Here is a 23,612-nt window from a genome sequence, read left to right on the forward strand (position 1 = left end):
GGTCCTATCCCCGGCGCGGGGGACGGCCGGGCAGCGTGGCGCGCCGCAGCTTGGCGCCCGCAAGGTCGGCGCCGTCCATCTCGGCGCTGTCGAGGTTGGCTTCGGACAGGTTGGCCTGGACGAGGCAGGTTCCCACCATCAACGCGCGGCGCAGGTCGGCCCCCATCAGGTTCGCCGCCCACGACCGCCCGGTGGGGCGCCCGGAGGGATCCTTGATCGCCGCCGGCCCAAGCCGCACCCGTGTCAGGTCGGCACCGGCGAGCCGGGCGTAGCTGAGGTTGGCGCCCGACAGGTCGGCCCCCATCAGGTTGGCGCCTTCCAGGTTGGCGCCCGACAGGTCGGTCATGATGAGGCGGGCCCCGGTCAGCGCCGCCGCCGAGAGGTCGGCGCCGCGCATCGACGCGGCGCTGAGATTGACGTTGCGCAGGTCGGCGCGGCTGAGGTCGGCCCCGTCCAGGTCGGCCCGCTGGCCGCGCTGCCCGACGCTGTCGATCCAGCGCTCGTGGTCGAAGATGGCGCGCTGGATTTCCGACCCCATGCTGTCGATGGGCCGGGGCATCTGGGCCATGTCGATCCGGGTGGCCGACAGGTCGCAGTCGGCCATGCGGGTGCCGACCATGTCGGCCTTGTCGAAGCATGTGCCGCTCAATGCCGCGCCCGACAGGTTGGCGCCGTTCAGCCGCGCCCCGGTCAGGTCGGCGCCGTTCAGCACCGCGCCCGACAGGTCGGCATTCTGCAGCACGGCACCGCTCAGGTCGGCCTCCGACAGGTCGGCGCCGCACAGCACGGCGCCGGTCAGGTCGGTCGGGATGCCGACGTCCGCGGCCGTGCCCGCCTGCATCCGGGCGAGCGCCATCCCGTGGAGCTGGCGCGTGCCGTCGGCCTCCGCGCCGTCGCCAGTCGGGCCATCGCCAGCCGGGCCATCGCCAGTCGGGCCGTCACCCGCGGCACCGCGGCGGGGGCCGCCGGGCTCCAGCGAACCGGCACGAAGGTCGGCCCCCTTGAGGATCGCATTGGAGAAATCCGCCGCGCGCAGGCGGGCGCCGCGCAGGTCGGTCTGCGCCAGGTTGGCGCTGCTGATGTCGGCATCGCGCAGGTCGACACCGAACAGGTCGGCCCCGGCCAGATTGGTGCCGTTGAGCCGGCCGCGGGCGAGCCGGGCACCGATGAGGCGGGCGCCGCGCAGGTCGCGCCTGGACAGGTCGACCCCCTCCAGATCGGCCATGGCGAGGTTGGCGCGGGCGCCGCCCGGCTGTCCCCGGACCCAGCGGGCATGCCGGTCCAGCACGTCGGCCAGTTGATCCGGCCGAAAGAAGGATACGGCTGAAACGGTGGTGGAGGCTGTGGACACGGGCAGGTTGACGCCGCGAAATTGATTATATCGCGACAATCATGCCGATCATTCCTTACCGAAGGCTGAAGGAATCTCCTTTTGCGTTTCCTCTTTCGGGGGATGAGGTTCGGCATTCCCGAGTCTATAGCCTTCGGCAGGGTTTGCGGCCGGTGAATGCCCCCGGGCTGCCATCGCCGCCGCCCCTCCTCACCCGAGTCGCGGCCGTTACCGTTCTGTAATCGAACCGCCTGCGAACGGTTCGCGAACAGCTTCAGCGCGAGCTTGGCGGTTACTTGGCCGGTGTTTGGCGGAAACCCTTGGCCCGCGCAAAAAGGACAATCGATTAACTAATGGTTTCTTGACAGAAAAGGCCACAAACATCCTAAAAGTGTCCCACCTTTCGGAGTAACGACCCGCGACACGCCCTGACCTTGGCCAGGGCACCCACCTTGGCCCTATCCAGGGAGACAGCCCGCCAAAGGCGGGCCGGAGCCTTTGGAACAACGGGATATGAAGGAAGCATGATGAAGGAAGCGGACGCCCGGTCGATCACGACCGCACGCCCGAGCGTCGGCGGCAGCCGCGCCGCCGAATGCCGTCCTCTCGATCGCCGCACTCTTCTGCGCGCCGGGCTGGGCCTGGCGGCGGTGACCGCCACAGGGGGAACGCTGCTGACGCCGGAGCAGGCGGAGGCCGCCGCCCTGCGCGCCCCGCCCCGCCTGCTGTCGATGGTGAACCTGCACACCGGCGAGAAGCTGAGCGCCGAATACTGGGTCAAGGGCCGCTACCAGCGTGATGCCCTGAAGGCGTTCAGCCGCCTGCTGCGCGACCACCGCAACAACACCGTCCACGCTATCGACCCGAAACTGCTGGATCTGGTCCATTCGCTGAGCCGCAAGCTGGGCCGCCGCGGCCCGATCGAGATCGTGTCCGGCTACCGCTCGCCGGAATCCAATGCGATGCTGCGGGAGGCCGATCATTCCGGGGTGGCGCAGAACAGCTTCCATATGCGGGGCATGGCGATGGACCTGCGGGTGCCCGGCCTGTCGACGCGGAACCTCCAGCGTGCGGCGCTGAGCCTGCGCGGCGGCGGTGTCGGCTACTACCCGGAAAGCAATTTCGTCCACGTCGACGTCGGCCCACTGCGCCATTGGTGAGCGGGGGCGCCAGCGCCCCCTCCCCTCCCGCCGCTCAGACCATTGAATCGAGGTCGCGGCGCCGCTCCTCCGGCAGTCCGAGGCGCGCCGCCAGATAGGCGAGATACTGCCGGTCGACCTCGCCGCCGCCGCGCACCGCCAGTTCCGACGCGAGATAGACCTGTTCGGCGGTGTCGGGATCGCGGACCTCACGGACGATCTCGTCCATCGGCCGGGGCGAGCGAAGCTCGGCCTCGACGATCCGCCGGTCCTCCGGGTCGGCCTGGGCGGCGTCCAGGCTGGCCAGGATCCTCCCCTGCTCCTCGGGGGAGATGCGCCCGTCGGCATTGGCGGCGGCGATCATCGCACGGATCAGCAGCAGCGCCTTGGCCTCGCCCAAATCCGCGCCGGGGTCGGGCACAGGCGGGGCGCCGCGCAGCACGTCGGCCAGACGGTCGCCCAGACCACCCGCCATGCGGCCGCCCAATTGACTGCCAAGGCCGCCGGCCAATCCCCCGGCCAAGCCGCCGCGCGCCATCCCGCCGGCCGCACCGCCGGGCGATCCACCCAGGATGCCGCCCAGGCCGAGGCGGTCGAGGATGCCGCCGAACGGGGCGCCCTGCCCCCCTGCGCCGGCAGCCGGCCCCGCCGGGTGGCCGGAGCCGGCCGGCGGATGGCCGGGGCCGGCATTCCGCTGGCTGTCCTGGTAGGCACGGTAGGCAAGATAGGCCAGCGAGGCGAGGCCGGCCTTCTGGAACAGCCCCATCCCGCCGGACGGCGCATGGGCGACGCCGTGGCCGTAGGCCCCCTTGTGCTTCTTGCCCTTCTTGCCCTTCTTGCCGAGCAGCAGGGGCATCGCCGCGGCGAAGGCCGGCCCGCGGCCGGTGCGGCCGGCCAGACCGTTGGCCAGGATGACGCCGAGGACTTTGCTCAGATTGCTCATTGCTTCTCTCCCTGCCGGGTCGCGGTTGCCATGCCCGGCCGACGCCGGGCGCCGCAGACTGGAGCCGTAGACTGGAGCCGTAGACATGGGGACGGTGCGGGCCATTGAAACCCACGGCCCGGCACCGACCGGCACCGACCGGCAACGAAAAAGCGCCGAGTCCCGTCCGGGGTCACTCCCGTCGGGACTCGGCGCTCGTTGTGATTTCGGCAGGCGGGGAGAGCGGCCGGCTTATCCGACCTTCAGCTTGCGGCGGAGCAGCGACAGCGGCTGGGTGTCGTCCAGGCTCGGCTGGAAGGCGATGGTGATCTCCTTCAGCGCGTTGGCCCAGCTTTCCTGGTTGGTGCCTTCCGGCGCCTCGACCGAGGTGAAGCCGGTGCGGACCAGGAACAGGTACTGGTCGGGGATGACATGGCCGACCGCCCGGATCTCGCCGGTGTAGCCGTAGCGCTCCCGCAGTTCGCGCGCGGTGGAGAAGCCGCGGCCGTCGCGGAACTTCGCGAACTCGACCGCGACCAGCGAGAAGCGGTCGAGATCCTCGGCGATGGCGCCCGCCAGCGTGCCGCTCTTCAGCCGCACGCCCAGCCGGGCGTTGCGGCCCTCGAAGCTGTCGCGTTCCGCCTGCCAGCGCTCGAAGCTGATGATGACCGGACGGTCGTTGGGGACCGGCTCGCCGTCGGGGATGAAGCTCCAGGCATCCTCGCCGATGCGCCCATTCTCAATCAGCGGCATAGATTCTCTCCTTGAACGGGGCATGGCCGACGCGGGCAAGGGTGTCGACGAAGCGCTCCGCCCCGTCCCTGCGGTTGGCGAGGTAGACGTCGACGATGGCCTCGATGGCGTCCACCGCCTCGGTCTCGGTCACCGCCGGGCCGAGGATGTCGCCGATCGCCGTGGTCAGCGTCGGGTCGCCGCCGACCGTGATCTGGTAGTACTCGGTGCCCTTCTTGTCGACGCCGAGGATGCCGATGGCGCCGACATGGTGGTGGCCGCAGGCGTTGATGCAGCCGCTGATCTTGATCCCAAGCTCGCCGATGGTGCGCTGGCGGACGGGGTCGGCGAAGCGGGCGGAGATCGCCTGGGCCAGCGGGATCGAGCGGGCGTTGGCCAGCGCGCAGTAATCCAGGCCCGGGCAGGCGATGATATCGCCGATCAGGCCGGCGTTGGCGCTGCCGAGGCCGGCGTCGTCCAGCCGCTTCCACAGGTCGTACAGCTCGTCCTTCTTCACGTGGGCGAGCACGAGGTTCTGGACGTGGGTGACGCGCAGCTCGCCGAAGCTGTGGCGCTCCGCGAGGTCGGCGACGAGGTCCATCTGGTCGCAGGTGGCGTCGCCGGGAATGCCGCCGGCCGGCTTCAGCGAGATGGTGGCGATGGCGTAGCCGGGCGCCTTGTGCTCCGCGACATTCACCGCCAGCCAGTTGGCGAAGGCGGGGTCGGCCGCGCGGGCGCGCTCCAGCGCGTCGGAATGGTCGGGCAGCTCCTCGAAGGGCGGCGGGGCGAAGTGCTGGCGGATCGCCTCGACGACCTCCGGATCCAGGCGGTATTTGGGGCCGCGCAGCCGCGCGAACTCCTCCTCGACCTCCCGGGTGAACGTCTCTAGCCCCAGCTCGTGCACCAGGATCTTGATGCGCGCCTTGTAGATGTTGTCGCGCCGGCCGTACTGGTTGTAGACGCGCAGGATGGCTTCCAGGTAGGCGACGAAATCCTCCTGCGCCACCCACTCGCGCACCAGCTTGCCGACGAAGGGCGAACGGCCGAGGCCGCCACCGACATAGAAGGAGAAGCCGGGCTCGCCCTTGTCGTTGCGCCGCGCCAGCAGCCCGACGTCGTGGATGCGCACCGCGGCACGGTCGCTCTCGGCGCCGGAGATGGCGATCTTGAACTTGCGCGGCAGGTAGGTGAACTCGGGGTGCATCGTCGTCCACTGCCGCAGGATCTCGGCATAGACGCGGCCGTCCACCACCTCATCCTTCGCGGCGCCGACGAAGGGATCGGTCGTCACGTTGCGCACGCAGTTGCCGCTGGTCTGCAGCGCGTGCATGTCGACCTCGGCCAGTTCATGCAGGATCGCCGGGGTGTCCTCCAGCTTGATCCAGTTGTACTGCAGGTTCTGGCGGGTGGTGAAATGGCCGTAGCCGCGGTCGTACCGGCGGCCGATCTCGGCCAGCTTGCGCAACTGGACGGCGCTCATCACCCCGTAGGGGACGGCGATGCGCAGCATGTAGGCGTGAAGCTGGAGGTAGAGGCCGTTCATCAGCCGGACCGGCTTGAACTCCTCCTCCGTCAGCTCGCCCGACAGCCGGCGGTCGACCTGTTTGCGGAACTGCTCGACCCGCTCGGCGACGAACTGCCGGTCGATCTCGTCGTAGTGATAGATGCCGGCGCGGGCACCGGGCGCGATGTGGTTCATGTCGAAAAACCCTCAGGGCCGCCGCAACGGCCGACGTTCAGTGACTTCAGGCGGCCTGATTGCCCCAGGCCTGCTTGCCCCAGGCCTGCTTGCCGAGATCGGTGCGGACGGTCGGGCCGGCGGTGCGGATGCGCTCGCGCATCGTCGCCGGCACCGGGACGCCGTCCTGCTCCACCACCTCGAAGGCGTAGATGTCGACGCCGAACCGCTCGCGCTCGGCTTTCTCCTTGGCGGCGGCCAGCACCCCGTCGGCCTCGTCGCGCGGGAACAGCGCGGCCTCGGCGAAGGACTCGACCCACCGGCCGCCGTCGCCCAGGAACACGACTTCCCCGTCGCGCAGGCGGTTGGCGGTGATGGCTTTCATCGATCCTTCCTTCGATCGATCCTTGGCCGACATCTGGCTCTCCTGGCTGGTCGTTCCTGAACGCGCCCGGCTTGAACGCGTCTGGTGTCTTACCCGAACCGGTGACGGTCCGGCAGTGAATTCGGCGGGGCCGCCGACGGCGCGCTCACGGCAGCCACCCCTCCCGCGCGATCATCTCGCGGGATTCGCGGGCGACCTCGGACATCGCGGCCCCTTCGGCACGGCGGCGGTCGCGCAGGGCGGCGACGGCGCGCAGGCGCTCCGCCCACACCTCGGGGAACAGGGCCTCGAGCCGCTGGCGCAGCAGGCTGGCCAGCGTCGGGCTGCGCCCGCCGGTCGACACCGTCAGCACGAGGTCGCCGCGGCGCACCACCGACGGCGAGTGGAAGTCGCAGAGCGGGACCACATCCTCCACATTCACCAGCACGCGGTGCCGCCGCGCGAGTTCCGCCAGCGCCTGCTCCGCCTCCGGGCCGAGGCCCATCACGTACAACAGGCCGATCCCGTCGAGATCGCCGGCCTGCGGCAGGGCGCGGAAGAGGCGGTCGCCGGCCAGCGCCGCCAATTCCCCATCGGGCTCCGGTGAATAGACGGCAGGATCGGCACCGCCCTCGCGCAGTTGCGCCAGGCGCCGCACCGCCAGGGGACCCTGGCCGGCCAGCGCGATGGACACGCGCGCCGGGTCGATCGCCAGCGGGATCACGGCGTCTCTCCCCGCCGCCCGGCCAAATGCGGGGGGCGACGCTTGAGGGATATGGTCCGGTTCACCTGCATGGCGGTATTTAGCCCACCCCACCCGTCACAATCAACATATTTCACACTAAGCGTTGCATCGCACAATAATCCTATTAAACAAGTAGAGAATGTATTTACGTTGCGCGGGTTTTCCGGTGGTGTTAATGTGCAAACAGAAACGATAAATCTACTTAATATGTAGATTATAGAAGCCACCGCGAAAGGCAGCAGACGATGGATGCGGCGAACCGGGTGAAGGAGCTGACGGAGCGCTACGGAACGCTGGAAGGAGCGCCGCTGCTTGCCGCCATGCATGGGGAGTTCGGCGGGCGCATCGCCCTGCTCTCGTCCTTCGGCGCCGAATCCGCGGTGCTGCTGGCGCTGGCGGCGGAAGCGGCGCCGGATTTCCCGGTCCTGTTTGTGAATACCGGCAAGCTGTTCGGCGAGACGCTGCGCTACCGCGACCAACTGGTGGCGCGCCTGGGCCTGACCGACGTGCGGGAGATCGGGCCGACCGCCGACGACCTCGCCACCGGCGACAAGGACGGCCTGCTGTTCACCCGCGACTTCGACGCCTGCTGCCACCTGCGCAAGACGGTGCCGCTGGAGCGCGCGCTGGCCACCGCCGGGCTGGAGGCCTGGGTGACCGGGCGCAAGCGCTTCCAGTCGACGACCCGCGCCGCCCTGCCGCTGTTCGAGGCCGAGGGCGGCCGCGTGAAGGTCAATCCGCTGGCCAAATGGGACAAGGAGCGGCTGGAGGAGGAGTTCATCCGGCGCGACCTGCCGCGCCACCCGCTGGAGGCCGACGGGTTCCTGTCGATCGGCTGCTACACCTGCACCCAGCGCGTGGCGCCGGGTGCCGACCCGCGTTCCGGCCGCTGGGCCGGCAGCGCCAAGACCGAATGCGGCATACACACCACCATGATTGGAATCGCCTGATGAGCGCCGATCTCGACCAGCTCGAAAACCAGAGCATCTACATCCTGCGCGAAGCCTACAACCGCATCGACAAGCTGGCGATGCTCTGGTCGATCGGCAAGGACAGCAACGCGCTGCTCTGGCTCTGCCGCAAGGCGTTCTTCGGCCGCATCCCCTTCCCCGTCGTGCAGCTCGACACCGGCATGGAGCTGCCGGAGGTCTACGAGTTCCGCGACCGCATCACCAGGGAATGGGGCCTCGACCTGAAGGTCGAGCAGTGCCCGCCCGAGGAGGAGATGGACCAGACCCTTCCCCCCCTGACCCGCGCCGCCGCGCGCAAGACGGAAGGGCTGAAGAACCTGCTGCGCGACCACGCCTACCAGGGCGTGATGGTCGGCATCCGCCGCGACGAGCAGGCGACCCGCGCCAAGGAGCGGGTGTTCTCCCCGCGCTCGCTGGAGGGCGACTGGGACGTGAAGGACCAGCCGGCGGAGTTCTGGGACCATTACAAGACGCGCTTCCCCGAGGGCGTCCATGTCCGCATCCACCCGCTGCTGGCCTGGACCGAGCTGGACATCTGGCGCTATTCACAGCGCGAGGGGATTCCGATCGTCCCGCTGTATTTCGCCAGGGAGGGCAAGCGCTACCGCTCGCTGGGCGAGAAGAACATCACCTTCCCGGTCGACAGCACCGCGTCCACCATTGACGAGATCATCGCCGAGCTCCAGGTGACCCGCATTCCGGAACGCGCCGGCCGGGCGATGGACAACGAATCCGAAGACAGCTTCGAGCGCCTGCGCAGCGTGGGGTACATGTAAGATGCCGCATTCCCAACTCCGCATCGTCATCGTCGGCCATGTCGACCACGGCAAGTCCACCCTGATCGGCCGCCTGCTGAACGACACCGGCAGCCTGCCCGACGGCAAGGTGGAGCAGGTCCGCGAGATGAGCCGCAAGCGCGGCATGCCGTTCGAATGGGCCTTCGTCATGGACGCGCTCCAGGCCGAGCGCGACCAGGGCATCACCATCGACACCACGCAAATCCACTTCAAGACGCAGCAGCGCCCCTACGTCATCATCGACGCGCCCGGCCACACCGAGTTCCTGAAGAACATGGTGACCGGCGCCAGCCAAGCCGATGCCGCCCTGCTGGTGATCGACGCCGACGAGGGCGCGCTGGAACAGTCGCGCCGCCACGCCTTCCTGCTGCATCTGCTGGGCGTCCGGCAGGTGGCGGTCGTCGTCAACAAGATGGACAAGGTGGAGTTCTCCAGCCGCCGCTATGAAGCGGTGGCGCAGGAGATCAAGGAGTATCTGGCCGAGCTGGGGCTCCAGCCGAAGGCGGTGATCCCGGTTTCCGCGCGCAACGGCGACAACATCGTCGCGCGCAGCGAGCAGGCCGACTGGTACCTCGGCCCGACGGTGGTCGAGCAGCTCGACGCCTTCCGCCCGCAGCAGACCTCGCCCGACCAGCCGCTGCGCCTGCCCCTGCAGGACGTCTACAAGCCGGACGACCGCCGCATCCTGGCCGGCCGCGTCGAAAGCGGGCGCCTGCGGGTCGGCGACACCCTGCACTTCTCGCCCACCGGCGCCAGCGCCAGGGTGGTCAGCATCGAGGCGTGGAACCATCCCGAGACCGTGCTGTCGGCCCAGGCCGGGCAGAGCATCGGCATCACGCTGGACAAGCGCATCTTCGCAGAGCGCGGCCACATCGCCCACCATGCGGAGGACGCGCCGACGCTGGCCCATCGCCTGACCGCCCGCCTGTTCTGGCTGGTGTCGGAGCCGCTGGTGGTGGGCAAGACCTACACGCTGAAGATCGCCACCGCCGAGCACCGGGTGACGGTGGAGCAGGTGACGGCGGTCATCGACGTCGAGGACCTGTCGAGCACGCCGGCCAAGTCCGTCCACCGCAACGAGGTCGCCGAGGTCGTCCTGCGCTCCCGCTCGCCGATCGCCCTGGATCTGGCATCCGACCTGCCGCGCACCGGCCGCGGGGCGCTGATCGACGGCAACGACGTGGTCGGCGGCTGCCTGGTGGTGGAGATCGAGGACGCCGCTGCGGCCAACATCACCGAGGTGTCGCATACCGTCTCGCAGGAGGAGCGCGCGCAGGCCAACGGCCACCAGGGCGGCATCGTCTGGCTGACCGGCCTGTCGGGCGCCGGAAAGTCGACGCTGGCGATGGCGCTGGAACGCGCGCTGTTCGACCGCGGCTGGCAGACCTTCGTGCTGGACGGCGACAATGTCCGCAACGGGCTGAACGCCGGCCTCGGCTTCTCGGCCGACGACCGCGCGGAGAACATCCGCCGGGTGGCCGAGACGGCGAAGCTGTTCGCCGACGCCGGCATGGTGGTCATCGCCTCGCTGATCTCGCCGCTGAAGTCCGACCGGGCGCGGGCGCGGGTGATCGGCGGCGACCGCTTCCACGAGGTCCATGTCGCCGCCGCCCTCGCCACCTGCGAGGACCGCGACCCCAAGGGGCTCTACAGGAAGGCACGGGCCGGCGAGATCGCCGAGTTCACGGGCATCTCCGCCCCCTACGAGGCGCCGGACCAACCGGAGCTGGTGATCGACACCGACGCGCTGAGCCGCAGCGAAGCGCTGGCGCGGCTGCTCGACTATGTCGACGAGACGTTGGGCAAGGGCAGCCTGAAGTCGAAGGAACTGACCTATGTGATCTGAGATCACCGGGGCGGCGGGGGGCTTCGGAGGCGGCGGTGGCCGCGTCCGGAGCCCTTTTCATTTCCATGATTGCCAGGAGGGCGGCCGTCGGCGGTTGAGTCGGTCATGCGCCTCCGGGTGCCGCCAGTTGGCGCCGGCGCCTGTCGGGCGGCTGCCCCCCTGAACGAGGCGGCGGACGTCATCGCGCTTGTTCCGGTAGCAATATGAGCCCTGATCTCCAGTGCCCGGCGATGACCGGCACCGATCAGGAGGTCCGTGCCTCCGCTGCCCACCAATCATTCGGCACATGCTTGAGATTGGACAGGTTGGAGATTACGACCCAGACGCAATCGGCCGGCAAGACCCGGACACGATGACCGTCGCATTCAAAAATCCTGTTCTTGTTCGCCGTCCTGAACTCACCGAGTTCCTCCTTGAACCGGTCAGAATAGGATGACGCAATTTTGGCGATCTTCCCACGGTCCTTCTTGTAAAGCGGCTCAGGCAGGTCTTTCGGCTCCTGTCCGATGAATAGACGTATTTCTTCGACGAACCCTTCGACCAAGGGAGCTTGCCCGGTCATATGATGATCTCCGGAAAAACTGAAGTAACCTTGTCGAGCGGCAATCCTGCGGAACCCGCATTTTGACGCCGCTTCCTTGAAGGTTTCGAGCCTCCAGAGTTCGGGAGTCAGGACAACCCGGCTGTAGATTTGCCAGATATCGTCCGGCGATGGAACGTCTCTTCCAAAAATCTGCATCGTCACAGTTTCCATGCGGTGTCACTCCCGGCCATGTAGCCGCACAACCCCAAAACGTGCGGCAGACAGGAGCAACAAGCAAGAGGAGCGCACGATAGGTACCCGTCAAGCAGCCCAGCCTGATGGGATCTGAGCGTCACGGCAAACGAGACGCCTTGTCCGTTCATCCCGAGTGAAGGATCCCTTCAGAACAAGTCATTGGTTGTGAAGGGCCACCGGGCGTAGCATGCCGCCGTTGTCGAAGCGACGGAGACGGACATGTCCTCCCACACGGACCCACGCGACAGGCTCGGCCTGCGCTCGCCGGTGATCCAGGCGCCGATGGCCGGCGGCGGCGATACGGCGGCGCTGGTGGCTGCGGTCAACGAAGGCGGCGGGTTGGGCTTCGTCGGGGCGGCCTATCTGACCGACGTGCAGATCACCGAACGGGCGCGCGACATCCGCGGGCGCACCGCCCTGCCCTTCGGCATCAACCTGTTCGCCCCGACGCCGGCCCCCGCCCCCTCCCCCGCCACGGCGGAGGCGCTGGCCCGGATCGCCCCCTTCCATCTGGAACTGGGGCTGCCGGAGCCGCAGGCGCCCACCCTCGCCGACGACGGGTTCGAGCGGCAGTTCGCCGCGCTGCTCGACAGCGGCGCCGCCTTCTACAGCGTCACCTTCGGCCTGCCGCCGGCCGAGACCGTCGCCGCCGCCAAGGCACGCGGCATGCGGGTGCTGGGCACCGCCACAACGGTTGCCGAGGCGGTGGCGCTGGAGCAGGCCGGCGTCGATGCGGTGGTGGCCCAGGGCAGCGAGGCCGGCGGGCATCGCGGCAGCTTCCTCGGCGACGCCTGGAACGACCGGGGGGCCAACCTCGTCGGCACGATGGCGCTTGTGCCGCAGGTGGCGGACGCGGTCGGCGTCCCGGTGATCGCGTCGGGCGGCATCATGGATGGGCGCGGCATCGCGGCGGCGCTGGCGCTGGGTGCCGTCGCGGTGCAGATGGGCACCGTCTTCCTGACCTGCGACGAGGCCGGTCCACCCGAGGCCCACAAGCAGGCCATCCTTTCGGCGCGCGAGGACCAGACCCGCGTGACCCGCGCCTTCTCCGGCCGGCCGGCGCGCGGCATCGTCAACCGCTTCATGGAGGTGGTGGAGGATCCGCTGGCGGCCGGGGCGGTGCTGCCCTTCCCTCTGCAGAATGCGCTAACCCGGCCACTGCGCACCGCCGCCGGCAGGGCCGGCCGGGCGGAGTTCCTGTCGCTGTGGGCCGGACAGGGCCTGCGGCTGGCGCGACGGCGCCCGGCGGCGGAGCTGACGGCGGAGCTGCTGAACCGGACGCGGTCGGTGCTGTCCGACTTGCCGGCACGCCATCGCGCCTGACGCGCCCTCCGCTCCGCCGGTATCAGGTTTCCACCGCCACCCGGTTGCGACCGCCGCGCTTGGCGGCATAGAGCGCATGGTCGGCGCGGCGGACCAGCGCCCCGGCGCCGTCGCCGGGCCGCAACGCCGCGACGCCGACCGAGAGGGCCACGGTGCCGTAATTGGCGTTGCGCGCCTTGTTGACGATCTGCCGGCCCCCGACGAAGGCGCGCACCTGATCGGCCAGCTTTGCGGCATTCTCCAGGCTGGTGCGCGGCAGGATGATCGCGAACTCCTCCCCGCCGTAGCGGGCGGCGGTGTCGCGGCCCTTGATGCACTCGGTCAGCATGCGGGCGACGAGCTTCAGCACATGGTCGCCGACCAAATGGCCATGGGTGTCGTTGAAGGACTTGAAATGATCGATGTCGAGCATCAGCAGCGACAGCGGCTGCTGCTCCCGCACCGCCTCCTCCATCGCCTCCTGCAGCATCAGGTCGAACGCCTTGCGGTTGCCGATGCCGGTCAGCCCGTCGGTCAGCGCCTCGCGCCGGGCGCTGTCGAGGCTGACCCGCATCTCCGCCAACTGCTGGCTGGAATCCTGGAGCTGGTGCTGCAGAACGGCTTGGCGGTCGACGATCGCCTTCGTCTCCGCGGCGATGGCCGCCACCATCGCGCGCAGTTCCGGCAGGGTCAGCGGCTGGTCCAGCTCCTCCCGGAAGCCGGACAGCGCATTGCCGTAGCGCTCGGTTTCCGAACCGACCGTGCCGAGCTGCTCAAGGATGCGGCCCAGCGCATAGCGGGCCTTGTCGGAGGTTTCGCGGATCGCCTGCGCCTCGGCGTCCAAGGCGAAGAAGCGCTTGTACAGCTCGTCGCAAAGGCCCTGCGATGTGGTCAGCCCGTCGCGGCGGGCCAAGTCGATGGCGCGCGTCAAGTCCGGGTTGACGCCGCTGAAGTACACGTACCAGAGAGTGAAATTCTCCGGGGTGGGCGGCAGCCGCTCCGCCAGCATCCGCTCCATGGCCTTGGCGGCCAAGCCGCTGGAACGCTCGAAGTCCTCCATGATCGTCCCGGCCGCCGTTCTTCGGAATTAATTCGGTCTCGAAGCGTACGCGGCAAACCCTTCTGCGACAAGAGGGTAATGGAGGGGTGAAGGGTCGCGGCGCACGGCGCTCAGTTGCATTGTCCGAGCGAGCTTTCCGCACAGATATGCGTACCGTCCGTCCAACGGGCGCCCGACAGGTCGGCATGGCGGAAGTCTGTCCCGGACAGCTTGGCTCCGGTGAAGTCCGCGCTGGCCAGCGACGCCCCCACCAGCTTGGCGTTGCGCAGGTCGGCGTCGCGGAAGCTGGCGCCGGTCAGGTCGGCACGCGTGAAGTCGGCTTCGATCAGCCTCGCGCCGTCGAACTTGGCGCCCGGTGCCCGGGCGCTGATGAACTTGGCACGGTAGCCGTCCGCCCCTGTCAGCGTCGCCTGGCCGAGGGTCGCACGCTGGAAGGTCGCATCGCGCAGCATCGCGCCGCTGAGATCCACCCCGGCCAGCGTCTGGCTCTCGAAGGAGCAGCGCCGCCAGTTGACGTTCGGCCCGGCGGAGTCGGTGCAAACGGCAAGAGCCGAAGTGGCCGGCACGCTGACCCCGGCAACGGCGACAAACGCCGCAAGAACGGCCGGGAGAAAGCGGAAGCGGGTCGGTGCGACGAACAGGTGGCTCATGCCCCGTTAGATGGGGGCATCGGCGGCAAACTCAACGGTTGCAGGGTCACCTGCCCGTTGCATCGAGCCGTTTCACCGCCCGCCCGGCCTGCGGCGGCCAGGGCTGGGCGGACTGGGCGCCGGCCTGCGCCGCCAGCGCCGCGGCGACATCCGGCGGAAAGGAGCAGGCCCGACGAACCGCCAGATCGACGTGCAGCAGCATGAACTCCGCCGTCGCGGCGAGCCAGCCGTCATCGCCGTGCCGCATCTCGTGGAACAGGTGCAGCCGCTTGGCGTCCGCTCCCAGCAACCGCGATTTGAAATGCAGCGGCACCCCTTCCGTCACCTCGCGGGCGTAGGTGAGATGGACGTCGACGACGAACATCGAGCGGTTCTCCGCCGCGACATAGCCCTTGCCGATCCCGAACCGGTCGAGCACGGCATCCGTCGCGTGGTCGAAGGCCAGCAGGTAATAGGCGACGTTCATGTGGCCGTTGTAGTCGATCCACTCCGGCCGCACGTTGTCGCGGTGGAGGTCGAGGGGGGTGGTGGGGTCGGACGTCGTCATGGCTGCCCAAGGAAGCGGAGGATGTCGCTGCGGAGCGCATCTATGTCCGCCAGCCAACCAACGACCTCCGAAATCGGCAGGTCGGGCAGCGGATCGTCGAAGATGCCGGCTCCCGGATAGCGCGAAGCGCTGATGAATGCGGTAAGATGGGCCAGTCCGGCGATACGCGGGGCCAAAGGATGACCGGTTGGAAGCCGTGCAACCAGAACGTCGATATCGTGCGACTTCGGCGGCATCATGCCGGCTGCCACGAGCAGGGTCTTGGCAAGCTTCTCCACCGCCTGCTGGCAATGGTAGGAGCCATCTGGGGCTCCGGCTCGGGACCATAGAGGTTGTTGCGGATCGCCTTCAAATCGCGCTCCACCACGACCAGCCATGCCTGAACCTTCCTATGCTCCATAGACTCTCAGCCCATGGCGCTTGACCTCATAACTCAATGTGCCGGCCACATCCTTGGATGACTCGTAATTGGTGCGCGTACAGGGAATGATGTCTGCAGGAATGCCGGTGCCGATCTTCGTTGCATAGGCATAGCGGATCGACCGCCTCTCCTTCGGCGCGTCGTCCGGGACGATCACCAGCAGGTCGTAGTCGCTGTCCTCGTCGAAGTCGCCGCGCGCCCGGCTGCCGAACAGATAGACGGCCTCCGGCTGCAGGGCCGGAAAGATCCGGTCCAGCAGGAGCTGCAGCTTCTCGTGATGCGCAACGTCGATCGCGGTCATGGGACGTCTCCACCGCCCATCCTAACACGGGACGGGCGGCGGAGGATCATCCGATAGACCGAGGGCCTTACACCGAGAAGTACTTGGCCCGCGGGTGGTGCAGGACGATGGCCGAGGTGCTCTGCTCCGGATGGAGCTGGTCCTCGTCCGACATCTCGATGCCGATGCGGCCGGCGTCCAGCAGCTTCAGAAGCTGCTCCTGGTCCTTCAGGTTCGGGCAGGCCGGATAGCCGAAGCTGTAGCGGCTGCCGCGATAGGACTGCTGCAGCAGCTTCTCCTTGTCGCGGCTGTCTTCGGCGCCGTAGCCGAGTTCCGCCCGGATGCGGGCGTGGACATATTCCGCCATCGCCTCGGTCATCTCCACCGACAGGCCGTGCAGGTAGAGGTAGTCCTGGTAGCGGTTCTCGGCGAACCATGCCCTCGCCACCTCGGCGCAATGCTGGCCCATGGTGACGACCTGGAGGCCGATCACGTCACGCTCGGGGTCGGTCACGTCGCGCAGGAAGTCGGCGATGCATTCGCCGTCCTCCTTGGCCTGGCGCGGCAGGGTGAAGCGGGCGGCCTCGGTCGTCCCGTCCTCCTCGAACAGGATGACGTCGTTGCCGTCGGCCGCCGCCTTCCAGTAGCCGTAGACCGCGGTCGGGCGCAGGATGTTCTCGGTGGCGGCGATGCGCAGGATGCGGTCGAGCACCGGCCGCAGCTCCTTCTTCGCCCATTCCTTGAACTCCTCGAAGGACTTGCCGTCCTTCCGGTAGCCCCACTGGAGCTGGTAGAGCATCCGCTCGTTCAGGTAGGTGACCAGCGTCTTCAGCGGCACATGGTCGATCAGCTTCGGACCCCAGAAGGGCGGGGTCGGCACCGGCACGCCCTCGGCCAGCCGGCGGCGGCGGGCGCGCACGGCGTCCTTGTCGACCGGGCCGGTGGCGGCGCTGGTCGCCTGCCCCAGCACGCGGCGGCGGTTGGTCGCCTTGCCGGCGCGCTTGGCCTGCTGGATGGCGAGCTGCTGGTCGAAGCTGCCCTCCACCACCTTGTCCATCAGCGTCAGCCCGTCGAAGGCGTCGCCGGCGTAGGCGACGCGGCCGGAGCCGTAGGAGGCGACGCAGTCGCCCTCGACATAGGCGCGGGTCAGGGCGGCACCGCCGAGCAGCACCGGCACCTCCAGCCCCTCGCGGGTCATCTCCTCCAGGTTCTCGCGCATCACCACGGTGGACTTGACCAGCAGGCCTGACATGCCGATGGCGGTGGCCTTGTGCTCCTTGGCGGCCTGGATGATGGCGGTGACCGGCTGCTTGATGCCGAGGTTGACCACCTTGTAGCCGTTGTTGGTCAGGATGATGTCGACGAGGTTCTTGCCGATGTCGTGGACGTCGCCCTTCACGGTGGCGAGGACCAGCGTGCCCTTCTGCTGGCCCTCCACCTTCTCCATGTGCGGCTCCAGCCACGCCACGGCGGCCTTCATCGTCTCCGCCGACTGCAGAACGAAGGGAAGCTGCATCTTGCCGGCGCCGAACAGTTCGCCCACCACCTTCATGCCGTCGAGCAGATAGGTGTTGATGATCTCCAGCGGCGGATGGGTCTTCATCGCCTCGGCGAGGTCGTCCTCCAGACCGGTGCGGTCGCCGTCGACGATGCGCTCCTTCAGCCGGTCCTCCACGGTCTCGGCGCGCGCCTTCTTCTTGGCGTCCGCCGCCTTTCGCCCCTCGAACAGGGCGATGAAGGCCTGGAGCGGGTCATAGCCTTCCGTGCGGCGGTCGAAGATCAGATCCTCGGCGGTCCTGACCTCCTTCTCCGGGATCTGGTGCAGCGGCAGGATCTTGGAGACATGGACGATGGCGCCCGTCATCCCCTTCTTCACCGCATGGTCGAGGAAGACCGAGTTCAGCACATGGCGCGCCGCGGCGTTCAGGCCGAAGGAGACGTTGGAGAGACCCAGGATGATCTGGCAGCCGGGCATCTCGCGGGCGATCGCCTCGATGCCCTCCAGCGTCCAGATGGCGAGCTTGCGGTCGTCCTCGTTGCCGGTGGCGATGGTGAAGGTCAGCGGGTCGAACAGCAGGTCCGACGGGGCGAGACCGTACTCGTTCACCGCCAGATCGTAGAGCCGCTTGGCGATGGCGAGCTTGCGGTCCGGTGTCTTCGCCATGCCCTCCTCGTCGATGGTCAGGGCGATGACGGCGGCACCGAACTTCTTGGCCAGCGTCAGGCGCAGCCTTGCCGGCTCCTCCCCGTCCTCGAAGTTGATGGAGTTGAGGATCGCCTTGCCGCCGTAGAGCGCCAGCGCCTGCTCCAGAACCTTGTATTCGGTGGAGTCGATCACCAGCGGGGCGGTGACGGAACCGGTGAAGCGGGAGACCACCGCGTTCATCTCCGCCACCTCGTCACGGCCGACGAAGGCGGTGCAGACGTCGAGCGAGTGGCTGCCTTCCTTGACCTGCTCGCGGGCCATCTCGACGCAGCCGTCCCAGTCGTTCTTCTCCTGCAGCTCGCGCCACTTCTTGGAGCCGTTGGCGTTGCAGCGCTCGCCGATGGCGAAGAAGGCGTTCTCCTGGCGCAGCGTGACCTGGGAATAGAGCGACGCCACTGCCGGCACCCAATGGACGGTGCGGCCCTTCGGCGCCGGGCGGTGCGAGCCGGCCGGGGCCAGCTTGCGCAGCATCTGGTTGGCCGCCGCGATGTGCGGGACGTTGGTGCCGCAGCAGCCACCGACGAGGTTCACCCCGTCCTCGGCCACGAAGCGCTCCAGCCAATGGGCGAAGTCGCTGGCCAGCAGCGGGTAATGGGTCTTGCCGTCGACCAGCTCCGGCAGGCCGGCGTTGGGCTGGACGGAGATCAGGTCCGGCCAGTTCTGCGACAGCCAGCGCACATGCTCGCTCATTTCCAGCGGGCCGGTGGCGCAGTTCAGGCCCATCAAGGGCACGTCCAGCGCCTGGATGACGGTGGCCGCCGCGGCGATGTCGGTGCCGACCAGCAGCGTGCCGGTGGTCTCCACCGTCACCTGGACGAAGACCGGCGTGTCGGACTTCGCCTCCAGCCGGGCGCGCTTGATGCCGTTGACGGCGGCCTTGATCTGCAGGGGATCCTGGCAGGTCTCGACCAGGATGGCGTCGGCCCCGCCGGCGATCAGGCCGGCCGCCTGGACGTAGAAGCTGTCCTCCGCCGGCTGGTAGGCGATGTGGCCCAGGCTGGGCAGCTTGGTTCCCGGCCCGATGGAGCCGATGACGAAGCGCGGCTGGCCGTCGGTGAAGGTTGAAGCCGCCTCGCGCGCCAGCTCGACCGCGCGCTGGTTGATCTCGAACGCCTTCTCGGAGATGCCGAACTCGCCCAGCGTCACCGGCGAGGCGCCGAAGGTGTCGGTCTCCACCATGTCCGCCCCGGCCTCGAAATAGCCGCGGTGGATGTCGCGGACGATGTCGGGGCGCGACAGCGGCAGGATGTCGGTGCAGTTCTCGTGCCCCCAGTAATCCTTCTCGACGTCGAGGTCGAGCGCCTGGATGCGGCTGCCGAACCCGCCGTCGCAAAGCAGAACGCGGTCACGCAGGGTGTCGAGGATGTGGGCCATGGGAATGCGTCTTGTCCGTTATTTGGCGGGTTCGGGGCAGATGTAAGAAGGTCAGGTCAGGCCGTGGCGGTTCACCGGCCACCAGTCGGGATCGCGCAGGTCCTCCAGAGCGTAGGGGCACTCCTTCGGCAGCGCGTCGATGTCGATGCCGTCGTCCAGGCAGGCGTCGGCATCACCGTCCAGCCAGGCCTTCTCCAGGATCTCGGCGGGGAAGCGCTGCAGGCTGGGGTTCTCCTCCAGCATCTCCTCCAGATGGCGGCGGGCCTTCGTCGCCGTGATCCACCACCGGCGCCGCGGCCGGGGATCGGGGGAGTATTCCAGCTTCAGCAGATTCTCGATCACGGCGGCGAGGTGGCGCCGGACCGCGTCCCTGACCTGAGCACCCATGGCGTCGAGCTCCCCGGCGATGTGGTCCCAGTCGATGCCCGGACCCGGCCGGGACTGCGCGGCGTCGCGCAGCAACCGGGCCTGCTCCCCGGTCCAGGCGAAGAGGTCGGTGTCGTAGCCAGCCCGGCCGTCCATGGCGCGATGCCCCCTTCCGCGGATGTGCGGCGACTCTAGCACGAAACCATGGTGGCGGCGCCCTACCCGGCCACCACGGCGGGAGCGGCGGCCTTCGCCTTGACGCCCAGCATGCGGCAGATGGCGATGGTCAGGTCGGAGCGGTTCAGCGTGTAGAAGTGGAAGTCGTTGACGCCCCGCGCCTGCAGCGCCTGGCACTGTTCGGCGGCCACCGTCGCGGCGACGAGCTGGCGGGTTTCCGGATCGTCGTCCAGCCCCTCGAAGGTTTCTGCCAGCCTCGCCGGCATGGAGGCGCCGCATTTGCCGGCGAACTCGACCGCGCGGGCGAAGTTGGTGATCGGCAGGATGCCGGGGACGATCGGCACATGGATGCCGGCCGCCGCGCAGCGGTCCAGGAAACGGAAATAGGCGTCGTTGTCGAAGAAGAACTGGGTGATGGCGCGGGTGGCGCCGGCATCGACCTTGCGCTTCAGGTTGTCGAGGTCGAACCGCGCACTGGGCGCCTCCGGGTGGCTTTCCGGATAGGCGGCGACCGAGATCTCGAAGTCGGCGATCCGCTTCATCCCCGCCACCAGGTCGGCGGCATAGGCGTAGCCGCCGGGAAACGGCTCGTAGCGGCCGCCCACCCCGCCCGCGGTTTCCGGCGGGTCGCCGCGCAGCGCCACCAGATGGCGGATGCCGGCATCCCAGTAGGTGCGGGCGATGGCGTCGATCTCGTCGCGGGTGGCGCCGACGCAGGTGAAGTGGGCGGCGGCCGGGATGCCGGTTTCCGCCTGGATGCGGCAGACGGTGGCGTGGGTGCGTTCGCGGGTCGAGCCGCCGGCGCCGTAGGTCACCGACACGAAGCCCGGCGCCAGCGGCGCCAGCCGCCGGATCGACTGCCACAGGCTCTGCTCCATCTTCTCCGTCTTGGGCGGGAAGAACTCGAAGCTGACGGACGGCAGCGCGGGGATGGGCGCGGTCATGACGGGACTCCGCTGAACGAGAAGGCGGTTTTCGGGGGCGTGGGATGGGCGGCGGCGGCGCGGGTGGCCGGCCAGATGGAGACGGTGAGGGGATCGCCCGGAAGGTGGACCACCGGGCCGCAATCCAGGCCCGACTGGCGGCACCAGCCGGCGACCTCCTGGTCGGAGAAGCCCAGGCGGCGGTGCGCGTGCTCCTCGCGCAGGGCTTCGAGATGGTGGGGGGCGAAATCGACGACCAGCAGCAGCCCGCCGGGGCGCAGGACGCGCGCCGCCTCGCCCAGGACGCCGGCCGGCGATTCGGTGTAGTGGAGCACCTGATGGATCACCGCGGCGTCGAACGAGCCGGAGGGGAACGGCAACTGGTACATGTCGGCCTGCCGGACATGGCAGTGGCGCAGCCCCGCCTCCTCCAGCCGGTTGCGGGCGACGGCCAGCATCTCGCGCGACTGGTCTACCCCGATCGCACGATGGACGTGCCCGCCGAGCACCTCCAGCATCCGACCGGTGCCGGTGCCGATATCCAGCAGTTCCTCCACCCCCCCTTCCGGGAAAAGGCGCAGCAGGGCGGCTTCGACTTCGCCTTCCGCAATGTGAAGGGAGCGGATTTCGTGCCAACGCGCGGCATTCTCGCGGAAATAGGCGGCGGCGGTCTCGGAGCGCGCGCGCTTGATCGCCTCCAGCCGCTCGAGGTCCAGCTTCAAGGTGGCGTCGTCGTCGGGAATGGCGTCGACCAGGACGCGGGCCAGTTCCGCCGAGGCCCCCTTCTCGGCGAGGCGGTAGAAGGCGAAGGTGCCTTCGCGGAAACGGTCGAGCAGGCCGGCATCGCACAGGAGCTTCAGGTGGCGCGAGACCCGCGGCTGGCTCTGGCCAAGGATCTGGGTCAGCTCGGTCACGGTCAGCTCGCCATGCGCGCAAAGCGCCAGCAGCCTGAGCCGGGTCGTCTCCGCCGCCGCCTTCAACGTCGCAAGCAGGTCGTCCATCGCCTCACGTCCGATTCGGGCCAGGATGGGATCACGCCCGGCGAAGCCCTGCGGCCCGCCGACGCGGATACAGATATAAAGATATCTTTATACGTCGTAAACCGCTTTTCTTCGCGGCCGGCCGGCCATGCGCACGCCGCTGCCGGCACGGATGAGGCGGTGGTGCGGCGATCCCATCACAGCCGCCGCCGGGACGGATACGGCCCGGCCGCACATGCTGGCCAAACGGCCAAGCCTGTGTTAGGTCACGAAGCGGTGGAAATTGTGGATCTTCCAACCCATTGTTCACCATGCCCGTGCCCTCCCCCTGCCAGGGTTGAGGACTTCCTTCACCGGAGTCCTCGGTTGTGGCCGGGACCGCCGGGCAATCCCACCCGAGTCGAGCCCTCAGACAAAGAGCCGTCGCACATGAAGCTGGCCCGCCTTTCCCGCTCCCTCCTCCGTACGGCCACCGTCGTGGCATTCGCCCTGACGGCCACGGCCTGCGCGACCAATCAGGCCGACTCGGGCGCGACGGATGCTGCCTACCGGGTGAACGACCCGCTCGAGATCCCCAACCGCTTCGTCTTCGCCGCCAACGAGGCGGCCGACATCCTGGTCATCCGGCCGGCGGCGGAGGTCTATGTCGGCGTGGTTCCCGATCCGGTGCGCGACGTCATCAGCAACTTCATCGACAACCTGATGTCGCCGCTCTACATCGCCAACAACCTGCTCCAGGGCAACGTGGAGGGGGCGTCCAACGCCACCGGCCGCTTCCTGACCAACACCATCCTGGGCGTCGGCGGCCTGGCCGACGTGGCCACCGAGGCCGGCATCCCCCGCGCGCCGGAGGATTTCGGCCAGACGCTGGCCGTCTGGGGCGTCGGCGACGGGCCGTACCTGGTGCTGCCGCTGCTGGGTCCGTCGAACCTGCGCGACACCGCCGGCTATGCCGTGGACACCGTCGGCGACCCGTTCCGCATCTGGGCCTATGGGACCGACCACAAGGACGTCTACCTTGTCCGCGGCATGGTTGGCGCCGTCGACCGCCGGTCGCAGATCCTGCGGGAGGTCGACGACCTGCGCCGCAATTCGGTGGACTTCTACGCCACGGTCCGCAGCCTGTACCAGCAGCAGCGCCGGGCGGAGATCAGCAACAACAAGGCGCCGGCCACGCCGGAGTTCCCGGACTTCACCGACGCCCCGAAGCCCTGAGCGGTTCGCGACGACCAGTGCCCCTCCGGCGCCGCCCCCGTGGCGGCGCCGGAGCGCCCGGTCGCCACGGCCTTCATACAGCCGGCCTTCATACAAAGGTCAAATGACCGTTGACAAAGCCGCAGCATCCGCCACTTTTCGCCTTATCATGCTGACACGCCGCCATTTCGTCGCGTGCGCTGCCCTGCTCGCGGTGAGCGGTTGGGCCGGGCACACCCTCATCTCCCCCGCCGCCGCGCAGAGCGCGGACCAGGGGGCCGCCGCATTCATCCAGAAGCTGGGCGACGAGACGGTCGCGACCTTCTCGAACAAGAGCCTGTCGCGCGACCAGGCGGTCCAGCGCTTCCGCACGCTGCTGAACGCCGGCTTCGACGTCACCTACATCGGCCGCTGGGTGCTCGGCCGCTACTGGAACTCCGCCAGCGAAGCGCAGCGGGCGGAGTACCAGAAGCTGTTCGAGCAGATGATCGTCAACACCTATGCCGAACGCTTCGTCGAGTATTCGGGCGAAACCTTCAAGATCACGGGCACCGCGCCGGCCGGCGAATCGGACAGCATGGTGACGACGCAGATCGCCCGCCCCAACGGTCCGCCGGTGAACATAAGCTGGCGCGTCCGAAAGGCCGCAAGCTCCTACAAGATCATCGACGTGGTGGTGGAGAATGTCAGCATGGGCGTGACCCAGCGGCAGGAATTCGCCTCGGTGATCGAGCAGAACGGCGGGCGCGTGGACGCCCTGATCCAGGCCCTGCGCCAGAAGGTCGGCAGCCGCGCCGGCTGAGTCTGGTTGCCCCAGGCCCGATCGCCCA

23 protein-coding genes are annotated in these 23,612 nt (G+C 68.6%); 7 read left to right on the plus strand and 16 right to left on the minus strand.

What is annotated here, in order from left to right:
* Nucleotides 1-4 precede the first annotated feature (4 nt).
* Complete coding sequence (locus J2850_RS03835) at nt 5-1,288, minus strand: pentapeptide repeat-containing protein (RefSeq protein ID WP_307353910.1); 1,284 nt, start codon at nt 1,286-1,288, stop codon at nt 5-7.
* Nucleotides 1,289-1,854: 566 nt separating this feature from the next.
* Here J2850_RS03835 and mepK point away from each other — a divergent pair.
* Nucleotides 1,855-2,490: a peptidoglycan L,D-endopeptidase MepK gene (gene mepK, locus J2850_RS03840; protein WP_246512778.1), complete on the plus strand. Its 636-nt coding sequence runs from the start codon at nt 1,855-1,857 to the stop codon at nt 2,488-2,490.
* 34 nt (nt 2,491-2,524) lie between these two features.
* On the opposite strand, the gene J2850_RS03845 is transcribed toward mepK, so the two are convergent.
* The 5 genes from J2850_RS03845 to J2850_RS03865 form a co-directional block, all read right to left on the minus strand.
* Entirely contained in the window at nt 2,525-3,412 is an 888-nt protein-coding gene (locus J2850_RS03845; RefSeq protein ID WP_209978927.1) for a tellurite resistance TerB family protein, read from the minus strand.
* Between the two features lie 231 nt (nt 3,413-3,643).
* On the minus strand, nt 3,644-4,144 hold the full coding sequence (locus J2850_RS03850) for a DUF934 domain-containing protein (protein ID WP_209978929.1): 501 nt from the start codon (nt 4,142-4,144) through the stop codon (nt 3,644-3,646).
* Complete coding sequence (locus tag J2850_RS03855; RefSeq protein ID WP_209978931.1) at nt 4,131-5,822, minus strand: nitrite/sulfite reductase; 1,692 nt, start codon at nt 5,820-5,822, stop codon at nt 4,131-4,133. The genes J2850_RS03850 and J2850_RS03855 overlap by 14 nt, the downstream gene beginning before the upstream one ends.
* A gap of 46 nt (nt 5,823-5,868) precedes the next feature.
* Entirely contained in the window at nt 5,869-6,186 is a 318-nt protein-coding gene (locus tag J2850_RS03860; protein ID WP_246512780.1) for a DUF2849 domain-containing protein, read from the minus strand.
* Between the two features lie 145 nt (nt 6,187-6,331).
* Nucleotides 6,332-6,889 (minus strand): precorrin-2 dehydrogenase/sirohydrochlorin ferrochelatase family protein, encoded by a 558-nt coding sequence (locus tag J2850_RS03865; protein WP_209978935.1) that lies wholly within the window; start codon nt 6,887-6,889, stop codon nt 6,332-6,334.
* 266 nt (nt 6,890-7,155) lie between these two features.
* On the opposite strand from J2850_RS03865, the gene J2850_RS03870 reads away from it, so the two are divergent.
* From J2850_RS03870 to cysC, 3 genes are read left to right on the plus strand one after another with little or no spacing between them, the layout of a single operon-like run.
* Nucleotides 7,156-7,860 (plus strand): phosphoadenylyl-sulfate reductase, encoded by a 705-nt coding sequence (locus J2850_RS03870; RefSeq protein ID WP_209978937.1) that lies wholly within the window; start codon nt 7,156-7,158, stop codon nt 7,858-7,860.
* The gene (cysD, locus tag J2850_RS03875) at nt 7,860-8,657 is read left to right on the plus strand and encodes a sulfate adenylyltransferase subunit CysD (RefSeq protein WP_209978939.1); all 798 of its coding nucleotides are present in this window, start codon (nt 7,860-7,862) and stop codon (nt 8,655-8,657) included. The genes J2850_RS03870 and cysD overlap by 1 nt, the downstream gene beginning before the upstream one ends.
* A 1-nt stretch (nt 8,658) precedes the next feature.
* On the plus strand, nt 8,659-10,524 hold the full coding sequence (gene cysC / locus J2850_RS03880; protein WP_209978941.1) for an adenylyl-sulfate kinase: 1,866 nt from the start codon (nt 8,659-8,661) through the stop codon (nt 10,522-10,524).
* 244 nt (nt 10,525-10,768) lie between these two features.
* Here cysC and J2850_RS03885 read toward each other — a convergent pair whose 3' ends face one another.
* Nucleotides 10,769-11,278: a hypothetical protein gene (locus J2850_RS03885; RefSeq protein WP_209978943.1), complete on the minus strand. Its 510-nt coding sequence runs from the start codon at nt 11,276-11,278 to the stop codon at nt 10,769-10,771.
* A 243-nt stretch (nt 11,279-11,521) separates the two neighbouring features.
* On the opposite strand from J2850_RS03885, the gene J2850_RS03890 reads away from it, so the two are divergent.
* The gene (locus tag J2850_RS03890) at nt 11,522-12,625 is read left to right on the plus strand and encodes an NAD(P)H-dependent flavin oxidoreductase (RefSeq protein ID WP_209978944.1); all 1,104 of its coding nucleotides are present in this window, start codon (nt 11,522-11,524) and stop codon (nt 12,623-12,625) included.
* A gap of 22 nt (nt 12,626-12,647) precedes the next feature.
* On the opposite strand, the gene J2850_RS03895 is transcribed toward J2850_RS03890, so the two are convergent.
* The 9 genes from J2850_RS03895 to J2850_RS03935 all read right to left on the minus strand — a co-directional run bounded on the left by J2850_RS03895 (nt 12,648) and on the right by J2850_RS03935 (nt 21,609).
* On the minus strand, nt 12,648-13,664 hold the full coding sequence (locus tag J2850_RS03895) for a GGDEF domain-containing protein (protein ID WP_209978946.1): 1,017 nt from the start codon (nt 13,662-13,664) through the stop codon (nt 12,648-12,650).
* Between the two features lie 110 nt (nt 13,665-13,774).
* Nucleotides 13,775-14,314, minus strand: coding sequence for a pentapeptide repeat-containing protein (locus tag J2850_RS03900; RefSeq protein ID WP_209978948.1), 540 nt, complete (start codon nt 14,312-14,314; stop codon nt 13,775-13,777).
* A 46-nt stretch (nt 14,315-14,360) separates the two neighbouring features.
* Complete coding sequence (locus tag J2850_RS03905) at nt 14,361-14,861, minus strand: thioesterase family protein (RefSeq protein WP_209978950.1); 501 nt, start codon at nt 14,859-14,861, stop codon at nt 14,361-14,363.
* Nucleotides 14,858-15,238: a HEPN domain-containing protein gene (locus J2850_RS03910; protein WP_209978952.1), complete on the minus strand. Its 381-nt coding sequence runs from the start codon at nt 15,236-15,238 to the stop codon at nt 14,858-14,860. The genes J2850_RS03905 and J2850_RS03910 overlap by 4 nt, the downstream gene beginning before the upstream one ends.
* 12 nt (nt 15,239-15,250) lie before the next feature.
* Entirely contained in the window at nt 15,251-15,583 is a 333-nt protein-coding gene (locus tag J2850_RS03915) for a nucleotidyltransferase domain-containing protein (protein WP_209978954.1), read from the minus strand.
* 67 nt (nt 15,584-15,650) lie between these two features.
* Nucleotides 15,651-19,142 carry a methionine synthase gene (gene metH, locus J2850_RS03920; RefSeq protein ID WP_209978956.1) on the minus strand — a complete coding sequence of 1,164 codons (3,492 nt, stop codon included), beginning with the start codon at nt 19,140-19,142 and terminating at the stop codon, nt 15,651-15,653.
* 51 nt (nt 19,143-19,193) lie between these two features.
* A complete protein-coding gene (locus J2850_RS03925; RefSeq protein WP_209978957.1) occupies nt 19,194-19,664 on the minus strand; it encodes a DUF29 domain-containing protein in 471 nt (156 codons plus the stop codon).
* Nucleotides 19,665-19,726: 62 nt separating this feature from the next.
* Complete coding sequence (gene metF, locus J2850_RS03930; protein WP_209978959.1) at nt 19,727-20,629, minus strand: methylenetetrahydrofolate reductase [NAD(P)H]; 903 nt, start codon at nt 20,627-20,629, stop codon at nt 19,727-19,729.
* Nucleotides 20,626-21,609 (minus strand): ArsR/SmtB family transcription factor, encoded by a 984-nt coding sequence (locus J2850_RS03935; RefSeq protein ID WP_209978962.1) that lies wholly within the window; start codon nt 21,607-21,609, stop codon nt 20,626-20,628. Before J2850_RS03935 ends, metF begins: the two co-directional genes overlap by 4 nt.
* A 408-nt stretch (nt 21,610-22,017) precedes the next feature.
* Between J2850_RS03935 and J2850_RS03940 the strand changes: the two genes are divergently transcribed.
* Both J2850_RS03940 and J2850_RS03945 read left to right on the plus strand, forming a co-directional pair.
* Nucleotides 22,018-22,803: an MlaA family lipoprotein gene (locus J2850_RS03940; RefSeq protein WP_209978964.1), complete on the plus strand. Its 786-nt coding sequence runs from the start codon at nt 22,018-22,020 to the stop codon at nt 22,801-22,803.
* Nucleotides 22,804-22,906: 103 nt separating this feature from the next.
* Nucleotides 22,907-23,584, plus strand: a complete 678-nt coding sequence (locus J2850_RS03945; RefSeq protein ID WP_246512782.1) for an MlaC/ttg2D family ABC transporter substrate-binding protein — start codon at nt 22,907-22,909, stop codon at nt 23,582-23,584.
* Nucleotides 23,585-23,612 lie beyond the last annotated feature (28 nt).

The sequence above is a fragment of the Azospirillum picis genome (assembly GCF_017876115.1).
Classification (GTDB): domain Bacteria; phylum Pseudomonadota; class Alphaproteobacteria; order Azospirillales; family Azospirillaceae; genus Azospirillum; species Azospirillum picis.